Source organism: Nonomuraea sp. NPDC050451 (assembly GCF_044458585.1).
Map to the genome: position 1 here is coordinate 152,943 of NZ_JBITHZ010000018.1, position 13,972 is coordinate 166,914.

The following is a 13,972-nucleotide window of genomic DNA, read 5'->3' on the forward strand; positions in this document are numbered from 1 at the left end:
GCGTCGCTCCGGATCCCGGGTCTCCCGGTACCTTGCCGGGGTGGCTTGGTCATCTGAAGGGGATGTTGAGCCACGGGCTGTTCCGGTCGGTCGTCAGGATTCTGTGTGCGTTGAGCATTTCCCCGTACCAGTCACCGAATTCCTCCTCATCGAAATGGAGGCAACGTCCCAGGATGTAGGCGGCTGAGAACTCTTCCCATGAACGGTAGTTGATCCGGCTGAGGCGTCCGGCGCGGAGAACCGCCCGTTCGGCCTCCGCCAGGTCGCAGTAGCGGGCACCGAGTCCCCAGCGGGCCATCTTCGAAGCCCGCCCGTAGTCCCACGCCTCCACCGTGTGGACGAATCTGCCCTTTGGCGAGTAGCCCGTCTGCACGGAATCGCGCCTCGTATCGTGTGATTCGTCCGATGAGCCGTTGCGCTCCGGCGACTTGGGCCTCCGTCTCGGAGTCGCCGTCGGAGGCGGTGTCCCTGTCTGCCGCGCGGTTCCGGATGACTCGCGAGGTAACCTGGCGCCAGTGGTCGATCTCGACCATGCCGCCGAAATCGCGGGCCAGGACGCTGCGCACGTTCAGGACCAATCCCCAGAACGGGCTGCTCATCTGGCCGTTGAGAAGCCTCTCCTCAGCACGCAGCCACCCTTCGCGGCTGGTGATCTCCCACCACTCCTTGAGGCGTTTCCGCTCGCGAACGTAGCCGGTGCCATGCCAGCCCATCGCGTTCCAGAGCGAGGCATTGCTCACGCAGAGAAGCGCCCCGCAGGCGAGGCCATGGGCGACCGGACCGTGCAGCGGGCCCCCGGCCCACAGCGTGCGCAGTTCGTTTCGGCGCGGGTGGGGCATCCGTTCGGCATGCCGACGCCACACCAGCCGATGGGCGGCCGTCGCGGGGAAGAACGCTTCGCAAGGGCTGCCGGGGTTGATGGCCAGCCACTCGTCGTCCTGAGGCCAATTCTGGGCGAGTTCGCCCAGGTCGTCTTGGAAGAAGACCGGGTCGGACGCCGGCGCCGGAAGCATCCCGTCGGTGAAGAACGCAAGAGACTTGGTACCAGGCGGCGTGCCCCAGTATGTGGGGGTGTAGCTGACCCAGCCGGGTCGGGAATCCGCATGGGCGCGCGACATCGCGTGATAGAGGTTCGCGGTGGCGAGGACGTCGAAGTACGCAGCCCAGTCGCCCCGCATCTTGGCTTCGTACAGACCGCGTTCGATGTCGGTGGGCGCGTGCCAAGCAGGGACGGGTGCCGCCGCTTTCCTCTCGTTGGACGCGCCCTGTCTCGCCATGAGATCAGGGCTCATGCCGTTCCACGTTCCCATGCCCCACTACGTTACAAGTGCCCCATATCCCTGCTCAGGGGCGGATCTCGGGGTGGGGCGCGGATGCCGCCCTGCACGGTGCATGCTCGCACGCCTCGGAACATCCCGCCAGGCGTCACAGCTTCGAATCCTGCGGGGCGCGCAGCCGATGACCAGCGGAAACCTCCGTCTGACCAGCGCTCAGAGGCTGGGATCGCCCTCGGCGAGCGCGTTGGCGATGTCATGTTGCGCGGAGGCGGGCAGGGTACAGCGCCGCCTTCTCCCTCGGCGCGGCGGTGCCGCCGAATCCGGTACGCGGCGGCGTGTGCCGGGCCGGTGAGCTGTCGGCCTTCTCGCGTGCCGGCGGCGACGCCCGTCACGGCACGGCTGCGCCCCGGACGAGGTGCCTACGTGCTGAGGGGAACGTGCGGTCCCAGCAGGTCCTTCAACGCCGCCGTCATCGCCGCGACGAGGTCGCGGCGCGGGTCGATGAGCCACTGGAGCTGAAGTCCGTCCCACAGGGCCACGAGGGACTCGGCGAGGCCCTTGGGGTCCCTGGCGTTGGAGATGCGGCCCTCGCCCTGGTCCCGGCGGACGGCGATCGCGAGCAGGCCGATCGTCCTGTCGTACCTGTCACGGAACCACTCATGCGCCGGATGGTCCGGCGCCGACGACTCGGCGGCCATGAGGGCGAGCAGCCTCAGCATCTCGGGCCGTTCGAGGTTCCGGCGGACGTACTGCAGCACGGCGTACGCCACCCCCTCCTTCCGGCTGTCCGAATCGAAGGAGCCGGCGTGCGCGGAGTCGGCGTTCTCGAGGACGGCCACGAGGAGCTCGCTCTTGCTGGGGAAGTGATGGACGACGCTGGTCAGGCTGAGGTCGAGCTGCTTCGCGATCTCCCGCAGCGACCCGCCCCGGTATCCGCGTGCCGAGAAGACGGAGGTCGCGGAGGCGACGATCTCGGCTCGGCGGCGCGCGCTCTTGGCGTAGGGGCCCCGCCGAGCGCCTGGTCGGCTCACCGTCTCATCGGTCATGGCATCAACCCTATGGGCCCTCGCGGCTACCGCCGGTGAATTCGGGACAAGGAAAATGTAGCAACTGTTCGGTTTTTGAGGTAGCGTCTCGCTCACCCACACCACGACGTGCGGAAGAAGCGAATCGGGTGGAGAGGAACGGGACATCGATGTTCACCCCGAATGTTGCCAAGACACTCGTCGGCGGTCTGGCCGTCGCACTACTCCTGACCGGCTGCGGCCGGTCCGACGCCCGGCCGGAGCAGGCCGCGGCGGGCGCCCTGATCGACACCGAACCCGCCGCCGGCACCATCACCGTGTGGGCGATGGGAACGGAGGGCGAGCTTCTGCCCAAGCTGGCCGCCCGGTTCAGCACGGCGAACCCCGGCGCGAAGGTGGAGGTGACAGCGGTTCCCTGGCAGGACTACGCCAAGAAGGTGCAGACGGCGATCGCCTCCGGAGACACTCCTGACGCCACCATGGTGGGTGCTGTGGACCTCGCGGCGTTCGCGTCCACGGGCGGGCTGGACAAGGTCCCGTCCGAGCTCGTCGACTACAGCGCCTTCTACCGCGGCGCCGTCCAGAGCACCACCTTCGAGGGAGCCGAGTACGGCGTCCCCTGGTACGTGGAAACCCGCTCGTTGTTCTACCGCAAGGACCTCGCGCAGGCGGCCGGGGTCTCCGCACCCAAGACCTGGGACGAGTACGGCCCGTTCCTCAAGGCCCTCCAGAAGCAAGGGGCCAAGTGGGGGCTGTCACTGCCCACCGGCGCCACGGGGACCTGGCAGAGCGTCGTGCCGTTCATGTGGCAGGCCGGAGCCCGGATCGCGAGCGAGGACGGGAGCACGTTCACCTTCGACACGCCGGAGGCGCTCAAGGGGCTGGAGTTCTACCGTTCGCTCATCGCCTCGAAGATCACCAGCCCGAACGGCCCGGTGAGCCTGGGGGAGATCGAGCCGCAGTTCGTCGCCGGGTCCACTGCCGCGCTGATCTCCGGCCCCTGGGAGGTGAACCTGCTGAAATCCGCCGGCGGCCCGTCCTTCGTCGACGACAAGGTGGGCATCGCACCGCTCCCGTCGGGACCGAAGTCCAACGCCGGCTACATCGGCGGCGGCCAATGGGCGGTGTTCAAGGATGCCAAGAACCGGGAGGGCGCATGGAAGTTCATCCGGTGGCTGGCCGGTCCTGAGGTCCAGAAGATCTGGTACGACCTGTCCGGAGACCTGCCCGCCGTCCAGTCGGCCTGGAACGAGGGCAAGCTCGCGACCGACGCGACGTTGGCCGTGTTCCGCACCCAGCTGACGACGGCACAGCCAGGACCGAACACCACGACCTGGCGGCAGGTCACCGCGGTGCTGGACGGCGAGATCGAAAAGGTCGCCAAGGGCGTCAGCTCACCGGAAGCGGCTCTGCGGGAGATCCAGAAGAAGGCGTCGGCGATCGGGACCGGAGCGTAGGGATGACCTCTCTCGCCTCCGTGAAATCCGCACCCGGCCGGGCTGCCGGACCGCGGCGCACGAGGCCACCGCGGGCGGTGCCGGAACGCGCCCGGCGCACCCTGGTCGCGTGGGGCTTCTGCGCACCCTTCATCGCGCTCTTCGCCACCTTCGGCGTATGGCCGGTCTTCTCCTCCCTGTCGATGAGCGTCACGGACATCACGAGCCGGGACATCCGGACCCCCTTCAGCGTCGACTTCGTGGGGCTTGCGCACTACGCCGAGCTCTTCGGGGATCCGACCTTCCTGCGGGCGGCCCTCAACACGCTCTACTTCGTCGCCGTGGGAATCCCGCTGACGATGATCATCGCCCTGGCCCTCGCCGTCGCACTCAATTCCGGGATCCGGCGCGCGAAGGGACTCTTCAGGGTCTCGTACTTCGCGCCCGTGGTGACCAGCGTCGTGGCGATAGCGGTGGTGTGGAGGTACCTCTACCAGCCGGATGGCATGATCAACTCCATCCTCGCCGTCGTGGGCATCCACGGGCCGGACTGGCTGAACGACCCCAACTGGTCGATGCCCGCACTCATCCTGATGGCCGTCTGGCGCCACTTCGGCATCCCGATGGTGATCTTCCTGGCCGGACTGCAGTCCATCCCCGAGGACCTGCGCGAGGCGGCCCGCGTTGACGGCGCCACCCGCCGGCGGGCCTTCCGCAGCATCACCCTGCCGCTGCTCAGGCCGGCCACGCTGGTGGTCGCCGTGCTGCTGAGCATCGGTTACCTGCAGTTCTTCGAGGAGCCGTTCGTGATGACGAGCGGCGGCCCGCTGGACAGCACCACATCGATCAGTTACTACGCCTACGAGCAATTCGGCTTCGGCAATTACGGCATGGCCTCGGCCGCCTCGTACGTACTGGTGGTCGCGATCGCGCTGCTCAGCATCCTGCAGTTCCGCATCTTCCGAGCGAAGGCATGACATGACCACCACGACCGCGAGCACCGCTGCGGCCGCGTCCGGCCTCAGCGCGCCCCGGCCCGTCCGGTACGCCCGCATCATGCTCTACGGCGCCCTCATCGTGGGCCTCATCGCGACGCTGGCACCGTTCGCGTGGATGTTCCTGGGGGCGGTCAAGCCGACGGGGGAGATCGTCGCGCATCCGAGCGACTGGCTTCCCCGCTCCCCGACGCTCGGCAACTTCGAGGAGTTGCTGTCGAAGCAGAACTTCGCGGTGTACTTCTTCAACAGCACGCTGGTCGCCGTGACGTGCGTCGCGGGAAACCTGCTCTTCTGCTCCATGGCGGGGTACGCCTTCGCGAAGATGGACTTTGCCGGGAAACGCCTGCTGTTCGGCCTCGTCCTCACGATGCTGATCATTCCTGGCGTCACGACCTTCGTGCCGCTCTTCGTCCTCGTCAGCAACCTGGGACTGAGCAACTCCTATCTCGGGTTGATCCTGCCCTTCCTCGTGACACCGCTCGGCGTGTTTCTCATGCGGCAATTCATCAGGGACATCCCGGATTCTCTCGTCGAAGCGGCCCGCCTCGACGGCGCCGGCGAGACACACATCTTTCTCAGGGTCATCGTTCCGCTCTGCCGACCGGCTCTGGCGACCCTGGCGATCCTGACCTTCCTCGCCCAGTGGAACAACTTCCTGTGGCCGCTGGTGATCGCCCAGACCGAAGATCGTTACACTCTGCCGGTCGCGCTCGCCCTGTTCTCGGTGGGCGCCAACGGCACCAACTACGGTCTGCTGCTCGCCGGTGCGGTCACCGTCGTCACCCCGATCGTGCTGCTGTTCCTGTTCCTCCAGAAACAGTTCATCCAGGGCATCGCCAACACCGGCCTCAAATAGCAGGCCTCGAACAGGAAAGGAGAACCGACCATGCTTCGCCCGCAGGACGGTCCCACCCGCGAACGCCGCTCTCTGGCCGGCTTGTGGAGGTTCCGGCTGGACGCGGAGGGAGCCGGCCGCACCGAAGGCTGGTGGCGCTCGCCCCTCGCGGGGGCCGTGGACATCCCCGTACCGGCCAGCTACAACGACATCTACCCCGACGCGACGGTCCGTGACCACGTGGGCGACGCCTGGTACCAGGCGAATGTGTGGGTGCCGGCCACGTGGGCCGGGCAGCGCATCGTCCTGCGCTTCGACGCCGCGACCCACCGCGCGACCGTCTGGGTCAATGACACCGAGGTCGCCCGGCACGAAGGCGGCTACACCCCGTTCGAGGCGGAGGTCACCGCATACGTGCGACCGGGAGCCGAGAACCGCGTCACCGTCGTGGTCAACAACGAACTGAGCTGGGCGTCGATCCCGCCGGGCACCATCGAGGAGCGTCCCGACGGCCGCCGGGTGCAGCGCTACTTCCACGACTTCTTCAACTACGCGGGCCTGCACCGGCCGGTCTGGCTCTACACCACGCCCCAGGCGTACATCGGCGACATCACCGTGACCACGGCCTTCGACGACACCACCGGCGTGATCGGCTACCGGGTGGACAGCATCGGGGAGACGGGCTCCCTCCGCGTGTCGCTGCGCGACGCTTCGGGCGCCGAGGTGGCCGCCGCCACCGGCGCGGCCGGCACCCTGCGGGTGCCCGACGTACATCCCTGGGCGCCCGGCGACGGCTACCTCTACGAACTCGAGGCCACGCTGCTCAGCACATCGGGGGAGGTCGCCGACAGCTACCGCCAGCCGGTGGGCGTGCGCACGGTGGAGGTACGCGGGAAGCAGTTCCTGATCAACGGAACCCCTTTCTACTTCAGGGGGTTCGGCAAGCACGAGGACGCGGCGGTGCGCGGCAAGGGGCACGACGACGTGCTGATGGTGCATGACTTCGCCCTGATGGAGTGGATCGGCGCGAACTCCTTCCGCACCTCGCACTACCCGTACGCGGAGGAGGTGCTCGACTACGCCGACCGGCACGGCGTGGTCGTCATCGGCGAGACCGCGGCCGTCGGGCTCAACCTCAACATCGGCGGCGGTGTCTTCAACTCCGGCGAACGGGTGTCCACCTTCTCCCCGGACACGATCAGCGAAGACACCCGGCACATCCACCTGCAGGCGATCCGGGAGCTGGTGACCCGCGACAAGAACCGTCCCAGCGTCGTGCTGTGGTCCGTGGCCAACGAACCCGACCACGTCCAGCCCGAAGCGCGCGACTACTTCGCCCCGCTCGCCGCAGAAGCCCGCCGCCTCGACCCGACCCGGCCCGTGGCCTACGTCAACGCGCTGCTCGCGACGCCGGACCAGTGCGTGGTCACCGACCTGTTCGACGTCGTCCTGCTCAACCGTTACTACGGCTGGTACTTCGGCCCCGGCGACCTGGCGGCGGCCGAGACCGCGCTGGAGGCCGAACTGCGGCAGTGGGCGGAGACGCACGACAAGCCGATCGTCATCACCGAGTACGGCGCCGACACCTACCCCGGCCTGCGCAGCATCGTGCCCGCCCCCTGGACCGAGGAGTACCAGACCGACCTGCTCGACGTGTATCACCGGGTCTTCGACCGGGTCGACGCGGTGGTGGGGGAGCAGGTCTGGAACTTCGCCGACTTCGCCACCACGCCGGGCGTCTTCCGCGTCGACGGCAACAAGAAGGGTGTCTTCACGCGCGACCGCCGTCCCAAGACCGCCGCCTTCCACCTGCGCGCCCGCTGGCGTAAAGAGGAGTGATCGTCAGGGCGAGCGCGGCCAGGCTCAGCACCCCGCCCACCAGCGCGGTGCTCCGGACGCCGAAGCCGGGCAGCAGGACACTGCCGATGAACGCCCCGGCGGTGATCCCGACGTTGAACGCGGTGCTCACGCCCGCCGAGGCGAGCTCCACGCTGCCCGGGGCGACCTGCAGGATCCGGCTGGCCGCGGCGGTGCACATGGCGGAGAACGCCAGCCCGGTCAGCGCGACCAGCCCGGCCGCCACTATCGGCACGTCACCGAGCACGTACAGCCCGAGCAGCGCCACGCTCTGGGCGGCCACGGGGACGACCATCGCCGCCCGGGCGTCGCGGTCGGCCAGGTGCCCGCCGACGGCGACGCCCAGCAAACTGGCGATGCCCCGTACCAGCAGGAGCGGCCCGATCGCCGCGGCGGGGAAATCGCTCACGTCGGTCAGGAACGGGGCAACGTAGGTGAACCCGGTGAACGCTCCGGTGACCGCGAGGGTGGCCATCGCCATCAGCCGCCAGTACGCCCGGGCGTCAGGAGCGGTGCCCTTGGTGACGGGATCGGCCCCGGCCGGGGCGGCCGGTAACAGCGACGCGATCGCGACCAGGGCGAGCAGGCCGACCGCACCGAGCGCGAGGAACGACGCCCGCCAGCCGGCCTGCTGGCCGAGCCAGGTCCCGGCGGGCACGCCCAGCACGGCGGCGATCGAGTTCCCCGCGAACACCACGGCGACCACGCGGCCGTGCACGCGTGGCGGGAACAGGCCGGTGGCGGTGGAGACGACGATGGCCCAGAACAGCGCCTGGCTGAGCGCGATCACCACCCGGGCGCCGAGGAGGACCCCGTAGGTCGTCGCGGCGGCCGAGAGCGCGTTGGCCGCGATGAACACGGCGAGCAGGCTCGTCAGGACGAGACGGCGCGGCATCCGGTACGTCAACCGGGTCAGCGGGACGGAGGCGAAGACGACCATCAGCCCGTAACCGGTCACCAGCAGGCCGACGGCCGAGGGCGAGGTCGAGAGGTCGTCCGCGATCAGCGGGAGGAGGCCGATGGGGAGCGTTTCCGTGGTGACGTAGATGAAGGTCGACACCGACAGCGCGACCAGCGCGCCGATCGACCGTGCGGTGCTGGGTCTGTCCATCCTGCTTCTCCTGTATCGGCTTTTGCCGGTAGCGGATGCGCTAGGGGGTGGTGGTGCCCTGCCGGGCGGCCCGGCGGCGTTCGGTGAGGCGGCGTGACTTGGCGTCCGTTCCGCAGTCGGCCATCCGGCACCATCTGCGGGAGCCGTTGCGGCTGCGGTCGAGAAAGATCCACCCGCAGCCGCCGCTCTCGGTCGGGCAGCGGCGTACGCGGCCGAGATCGGCGGTGCGCAGGAGGTCGAGCGCGGCGTGCGCGGCGCGGTCCGGCACGAGCGAGGCCGGGACGATCCCGGCCACGAGCCGCGCCGCGTACGTGCCCCCAGGATCAGGCGCCAGCCTGGACCGGCCCACCGCGGAGAGCCACCTGCCGTGCAGCCGATCGAGCGCGGCGCCGGGGTCCGCGCCGTCGATCGCCGCCAGGAGCGCGGTGTGCAGCGCCTCCCGGATGTCCCTGACGGCGTCCAGCGCGGCCGCCGCCGCGCCGGGGTCGCGATCCCATGTCTCGGCCACCGTCCGGGCGTCCGGGTCGTCGATCAAACCGGCGCGGCCCGCCCAGAGCAGCAGCGTGGCCGGCTCCGCCACGTAGTCGCGCGGCTCCGAGCCGGGGGCCGGGACGCCCCGCTCCACGGTGTTGACCAGATCCAGGGCCGGGTGACCGCCCACCAGCGGCAGCTCGGACACATCCATGAAGCTATGCTACCTATAAAAGTTATTTAGATGGTAGCCTCCGTTTGACCCGGGCGGAGCGGACCGATCACTCCGGGCGTGTCCGGCGGCCCCGCTCCTCCACCGTCGGGCGCCCGAGCAGCTTGTCGATGCTGCGGCGTTCGCGTTTGGTGGGACGTCCCGCGCCGCGATCCCGAACGGCCACCGTCACGGCCTCCTCGCGCGGAGGGGGCGGAGGGCTCTTGTCGACGTAGCACTCGGCGGCCACGGCGGCGCCGACGCGCTTGGTGATGATCCGGGAGACGACCACGATGCGCTCACGCCCCTCGTGCCGCAGCCGGACCTCGTCACCGACCCGGACGACGTGCGCGGGCTTGACCCGCACCCCGTTGACCCGGACGTGACCGCCCCGGCAGGCGTCGGACGCGATCGAACGAGTCCTGGTCAGCCGCACCGACCAGATCCAGCTGTCCACCCGCGCACTCACCTGCTCACCTGACATCCCGACACTGTACTGAGTGAGGTGACACCCGTCGATCGCACGAGAGCAGGCGACCGAGCGTCGTCGCGCGCCGCCAGCCGGGTGGTCCTGAGCGTGTTCATTCATTACAGACCCTTGACTTCATGGGGCCCACGGTGGGGGTACCTCCTCCCTTATGGGGCGATCTTGGGCCCCCGGGAGGAGATCGGCTATGTACGCAGTGGTGCGGCGATATGAGGGGATAACCGATCCCGCTGAGGCCGGACGCCGAGTGAGTGAAGAGTTCGTCCCGCTCATTCGCCCGGTCCCCGGGTTCGTGGCTTACTACTGGGTTGACGCTGGGGATGGGGTGATGGTCTCCACCAGCGTCTTCGAAGATCAAGCTGGAGCCGAAGAATCAACCAAGATGGCTGCGGACTTCGTGCGGGACCGCCTTGCCTCCCTGTATCCGAACCCTCCTCAAGTCACGGCCGGCGAGGTTGTAGCGTCCGGGTAGTGGCTTTCCGTCACCCGATTGCCTTTGTTCCCACGTCCGGGGCGGATGTGGGTTCGCGGTCTCCGAATGACTTCACCGTCGGGCCGATGACTCAGTGCGGAGCTCAGTTGCCGGGGTCCTCGGGCTGGATTTCGGGTTCGGCGATCCAGCCGGCGGTCAGAATGAGGCGGCTTCGGCGGTCGACCGTGAGGAATCCGAAGGGATGGCTGAAGTCGAGGTCGATGCGCCTGACGCGGTAGGGCGGTGGTGGGGCTATTCCGGCTGCGACGGCGCCGAGGGCGGTTATCGCGGCGGCCTCGAAGCCGGTGGCCTGGAAGCTGGCGATGGCGTTCTGCCGGGCGTGGGTGACGGCGAGGGGCAGGGCGCTGATGCCGGGGAAGTGCCCGCGGGTTACGTCGGTCACCGTTGCCAGGCCGAAGACTTCGGGCAGGTCCAGGAGGTCGTGCGTGGAGGTGACGGTGAAGCGGGGGACCGTGACGTTCAGTACGTCGCCAGGGGCGTGGTCGCGGACGTGACGGACAGTCATTCCGGGGCCGGGGCTGCCCGCAGGCAGGAGGCCGGCCGGGGTGGCGGGGTGGCGTCCGGCCAGTACGTCGATACCCGCGGTGAGGACGTGGCCGGGTTTCATCGATTCGTCACCGAGAACGAGATGAACGTCGATTCCACCCGTGCCCATGACGCGAAGCACGGTCAGCGGGCCGGCGGGGGTGTCGGCGACCCTGGCCCGGTCGAGTATGCGGGTCCTGCGGCGTAGGACGTGGATCTCGAGGCCGGCCCACGGGCCGGTCTCGAACAGGTCGATGCCGTCGGTGAACGGGCGTAGCCACGTGGTGCGAACGGTCAGCGCCATGGCCAGGACGAGGAGCACGTGGTCGGTCAGCTGGAGGGGCATGTCGGGGATGAGCCCACCGGTCTGCTCCTTGGCCCAGGCGTCGAGCCGGAGCTGGTCCGCGGTGGTGTCCGCGGTCAGTTCGCCGTGCATGCCTGCGGGAAGCGTGGTGATCCAGGCCGGATGCAGCGGCAGGTTCGGCCGGGTCCACAAGCCCAGCGCCGACCGGATCGCCGTGGACCCGTCCATGATCGACAGTACGGCTCGGGCCGCCTGGGACGCGGTGGCGGCGTCCGTCCCGACGGCTTCCTGCAGTTCTGCGCGCCCTCGTCCCTCGGCGGCCGATGCCAGGTGGGCCAGCAGTGGCCAGGCTCCTGCGCCGGCCATCACGACCGACTCACCCGAACAGTTCTTCACCCATCGGGTGGTCAGCGCATTCGCCGCGGCTACCGAGTCGTGCTGCCAGTTCATGCGGGTGACCGTACAGGGGTCAAAAGCCTTGGGCGAGGACATTTCTGCCTTGGTCTACACGGCTTTGGTCCCTCGCGCTGCCGAGTACAGGCGGCAAAACATGGGTTTGTGATGTCTTGTCGCTGTGCGTCCCGAAGGGAGACCTTAAGAGATCCGTAAGGTTGTTCCGCGAGGCTACAGAACATCAGAGCGGCCGGGGCGGACGGCCCCGCCCCCTTCCTTGGAGGACCATCATGAGGACGATCGCTGCCAGCCTGTTCATCTCGCTCGACGGGGTCGTCGAGGAGCCGGCGCAGTGGCATTTCCCGTACTTCAACGACGAGATGGGCGCCGCCGTGGGCAGCCAGATGGCCGACACCCTGCTCCTCGGGCGCAAGACCTACGACAGCTTCGCCGGAGCGTGGCCGGAGCGGGAGGCGGAGGGCGGCGAAGACGCCGGCTTCGCCAAGACGCTCGGTGACGCGCGGAAGATCGTCGTGTCGCGCCAGCCCCTGGAGTTCAGCTGGCGGAACTCCGAGTTGCTCCAGGGCGACCTGGTCGAGGCCGTGACCGCGTTGAAGAACGAGCCGGGCGGCCGCATCGCCATCAGCGGTTCGGTCTCGGTGGTCCGCCAGCTGCTGGCCGCGGGGCTGCTGGACGAACTGCACCTGCTGGTGCACCCGATCGCCGTCCGCAAGGGCGAGCGCCTGTTCGACGAGGGGGACGACTCCATCCCTCTGGAGCTGATCAAGTCCGAGACGTTCACGACGGGTGTGCTGTACCTGGTCTACCGGCCCGCCGGGGCGAGCGGTGCCGCCTCTTACGACGACGCCAAGGCCCACCTGCCCCAGGACGAGCAGTAGGCAAGTACCAGGCGCGGGTGGCGCCGTTCCCCTCCGAACGGCGCCACGGTCCGCAGAAGTCGGTGACGATCGGAGAGCCGCCGGACAGATGAAGAAGCCATTTGGACGGCGCCCCCTATCTCACCTGGCGCCAGCTACAGCTCAGCCGTCACGGGCAGGCCACCGAGTCCTTCGCCGCCGCCATAGCACACCTGGGTGACCCGAGCGTGGACGTCCGCGGGTGGCATCTATGCCCTGGAACGCATCTCCCGCTCCTCCACGGCCGACCGCCGGACCATCGGGGAGATCCTCTCCGCGTTCATCGGCAACCGAGCCTGCGAGCCACAACGCGGCACCCAGCACGCGCGTCACGCCACCACAGCGGCGGGCAGCTCTGTCAACCTCTCCCTCCGCGCCCCTGACATCCACGCGGCACTGACCGTCCTCGGCCGCCGGGACACGGTCCGGGGCCAGGTGCTCCGCCTCGACCGCCTGGTCCTACCCAAGGCCAACCTCGCCTCCGCACGGCTGCGCGACGCGGACTTCCATTTCAGCGATCTGACCGGAGCCTCTTTCGTCGGAGCCGACCTGACTCGCGCGGATCTCACCGGAGTACGACTGGCCGGGGCGGTCCTTGCCGACGCGATCCTCTATCAGGCCGACCTGCGCGACGCGGTCCTGACCGGAGTCATCGCCGAGGGCATCGACCTGCGGGGCACCGACCTGACCAAGGCCGATCTGCGCAACGCGAACCTGCGCGGCGCTCGCCTGGACTACGGCGACCTGCGTGGAGCCACGCTGACCGGCGCCGTCCTGACCGGTGCTTCGCTGAAACGCGTGGTCTTCGACGAGACCACCGTTTGGCCCGACGGCTTCGATGCCTCCCGCATCACACCTGCCCGGCTACGGTCGCTTCCGCCGGTCCGGATCAGGGCCTACGGAGAGCTCGCCGTCCGGCCGGCGCCCGCCGAGAACGGCTCACCGGCCGACGCCGAGTAGGCCCCGCAGCCGTCAGCAGACGCCAGGCAGCTTGCACACCTTGGCGGCCATCTTCTTGGCCGCCTTGGTCAGCCCGCCGGGCTCGTAGCCTCCCAAGGTGGTCGTGTAGATCATCAGGGCGCTGCCTCGGCGCGCCACGACACCGCTGATCGTGTCGTTCACGCTCCCGTCCTGCACGGTCTCGAACCCCATCCCCATGGCCTCATCGCCCACCTTGACCTTGCTCGTCCGCCACCTGATCTCGAGCTCGGGCGACGACGGGTCGCCCTTGCGCGCGCACCGCTTGACCTCGGTGCGCAGGCGGGTGAGCGCGGCATGGGCGGCACGGGGGGTCTTGTAGAGGACGAGCTGTTCGGAGGAGTTGCTGGGGGCGCTGGTCCAGAGGGTGATCGTGCGGGCCGCCACCCTGCCGCGGTCAGCGGCGTTCCGGTGCCAGCACGGGTTCAGCTCCAATGGGTCGGTGAGCTTGTCGCTGATCTTGTAGCCCTGTTCGGACGCCACATTGGCGGGCTGGGGCTTGCGCGCCTCGCTCTCGGTGAGCAGGAAGTTCTTCGGGATATCGGTCACGGCCGCCGGGGAGAGGGCCAGCAGGAAGGAGAGTGTCACGCTGATCATGAAGCGTTTGACGCTGCCGGGAGCGGCTTTGTTCAAGAAGCCTTGGTACGCCCTTCC

Annotated in this window: 14 protein-coding genes; 7 read left to right on the forward strand and 7 right to left on the reverse strand. The window is 68.8% G+C overall.

Annotated elements, in window-relative coordinates:
* Window positions 1–49: 49 nt before the first annotated feature.
* Both ACIBI9_RS40490 and ACIBI9_RS40495 read right to left on the reverse strand, forming a co-directional pair.
* Window positions 50–298 carry a DUF1266 domain-containing protein gene (locus tag ACIBI9_RS40490; protein ID WP_397230638.1) on the reverse strand — a complete coding sequence of 83 codons (249 nt, stop codon included), beginning with the start codon at window positions 296–298 and terminating at the stop codon, window positions 50–52.
* Window positions 299–1,696: 1,398 nt separating this feature from the next.
* On the reverse strand, window positions 1,697–2,323 hold the full coding sequence (locus ACIBI9_RS40495) for a TetR/AcrR family transcriptional regulator (protein ID WP_397230500.1): 627 nt from the start codon (window positions 2,321–2,323) through the stop codon (window positions 1,697–1,699).
* 149 nt (window positions 2,324–2,472) lie between these two features.
* On the opposite strand from ACIBI9_RS40495, the gene ACIBI9_RS40500 reads away from it, so the two are divergent.
* The 4 genes from ACIBI9_RS40500 to uidA all read left to right on the forward strand — a co-directional run bounded on the left by ACIBI9_RS40500 (window position 2,473) and on the right by uidA (window position 7,410).
* Window positions 2,473–3,759 (forward strand): sugar ABC transporter substrate-binding protein, encoded by a 1,287-nt coding sequence (locus ACIBI9_RS40500; protein ID WP_397230502.1) that lies wholly within the window; start codon window positions 2,473–2,475, stop codon window positions 3,757–3,759.
* 77 nt (window positions 3,760–3,836) lie between these two features.
* A complete protein-coding gene (locus ACIBI9_RS40505) occupies window positions 3,837–4,715 on the forward strand; it encodes a carbohydrate ABC transporter permease (protein WP_397230504.1) in 879 nt (292 codons plus the stop codon).
* Between the two features lie 79 nt (window positions 4,716–4,794).
* Window positions 4,795–5,592, forward strand: a complete 798-nt coding sequence (locus ACIBI9_RS40510; RefSeq protein WP_397230506.1) for a carbohydrate ABC transporter permease — start codon at window positions 4,795–4,797, stop codon at window positions 5,590–5,592.
* A 30-nt stretch (window positions 5,593–5,622) separates the two neighbouring features.
* Entirely contained in the window at window positions 5,623–7,410 is a 1,788-nt protein-coding gene (gene uidA / locus ACIBI9_RS40515; protein ID WP_397230508.1) for a beta-glucuronidase, read from the forward strand.
* On the opposite strand, the gene ACIBI9_RS40520 is transcribed toward uidA, so the two are convergent.
* From ACIBI9_RS40520 to ACIBI9_RS40530, 3 genes are all read right to left on the reverse strand, one after another.
* Entirely contained in the window at window positions 7,343–8,539 is a 1,197-nt protein-coding gene (locus tag ACIBI9_RS40520) for an MFS transporter (RefSeq protein ID WP_397230510.1), read from the reverse strand. The genes uidA and ACIBI9_RS40520 overlap by 68 nt on opposite strands.
* A gap of 40 nt (window positions 8,540–8,579) precedes the next feature.
* On the reverse strand, window positions 8,580–9,224 hold the full coding sequence (locus ACIBI9_RS40525; RefSeq protein WP_397230512.1) for a CGNR zinc finger domain-containing protein: 645 nt from the start codon (window positions 9,222–9,224) through the stop codon (window positions 8,580–8,582).
* A gap of 67 nt (window positions 9,225–9,291) precedes the next feature.
* Window positions 9,292–9,705, reverse strand: coding sequence for an RNA-binding S4 domain-containing protein (locus tag ACIBI9_RS40530; protein WP_397230514.1), 414 nt, complete (start codon window positions 9,703–9,705; stop codon window positions 9,292–9,294).
* A 190-nt stretch (window positions 9,706–9,895) separates the two neighbouring features.
* Between ACIBI9_RS40530 and ACIBI9_RS40535 the strand changes: the two genes are divergently transcribed.
* Window positions 9,896–10,180, forward strand: a complete 285-nt coding sequence (locus tag ACIBI9_RS40535; RefSeq protein ID WP_397230516.1) for a hypothetical protein — start codon at window positions 9,896–9,898, stop codon at window positions 10,178–10,180.
* Between the two features lie 103 nt (window positions 10,181–10,283).
* Here ACIBI9_RS40535 and ACIBI9_RS40540 read toward each other — a convergent pair whose 3' ends face one another.
* Window positions 10,284–11,480, reverse strand: a complete 1,197-nt coding sequence (locus ACIBI9_RS40540; RefSeq protein WP_397230518.1) for a serpin family protein — start codon at window positions 11,478–11,480, stop codon at window positions 10,284–10,286.
* Between the two features lie 233 nt (window positions 11,481–11,713).
* Here ACIBI9_RS40540 and ACIBI9_RS40545 point away from each other — a divergent pair, with 233 nt between their 5' ends.
* Together ACIBI9_RS40545 and ACIBI9_RS40550 are read left to right on the forward strand one after the other, a co-directional pair.
* The gene (locus ACIBI9_RS40545) at window positions 11,714–12,322 is read left to right on the forward strand and encodes a dihydrofolate reductase family protein (protein WP_397230520.1); all 609 of its coding nucleotides are present in this window, start codon (window positions 11,714–11,716) and stop codon (window positions 12,320–12,322) included.
* A 195-nt stretch (window positions 12,323–12,517) separates the two neighbouring features.
* Window positions 12,518–13,300 (forward strand): pentapeptide repeat-containing protein, encoded by a 783-nt coding sequence (locus tag ACIBI9_RS40550; RefSeq protein WP_397230522.1) that lies wholly within the window; start codon window positions 12,518–12,520, stop codon window positions 13,298–13,300.
* 12 nt (window positions 13,301–13,312) lie between these two features.
* Here the strand turns inward: ACIBI9_RS40550 and ACIBI9_RS40555 are convergent, their stop codons facing one another.
* The gene (locus tag ACIBI9_RS40555) at window positions 13,313–13,951 is read right to left on the reverse strand and encodes a hypothetical protein (RefSeq protein WP_397230524.1); all 639 of its coding nucleotides are present in this window, start codon (window positions 13,949–13,951) and stop codon (window positions 13,313–13,315) included.
* Window positions 13,952–13,972: the final 21 nt, after the last annotated feature.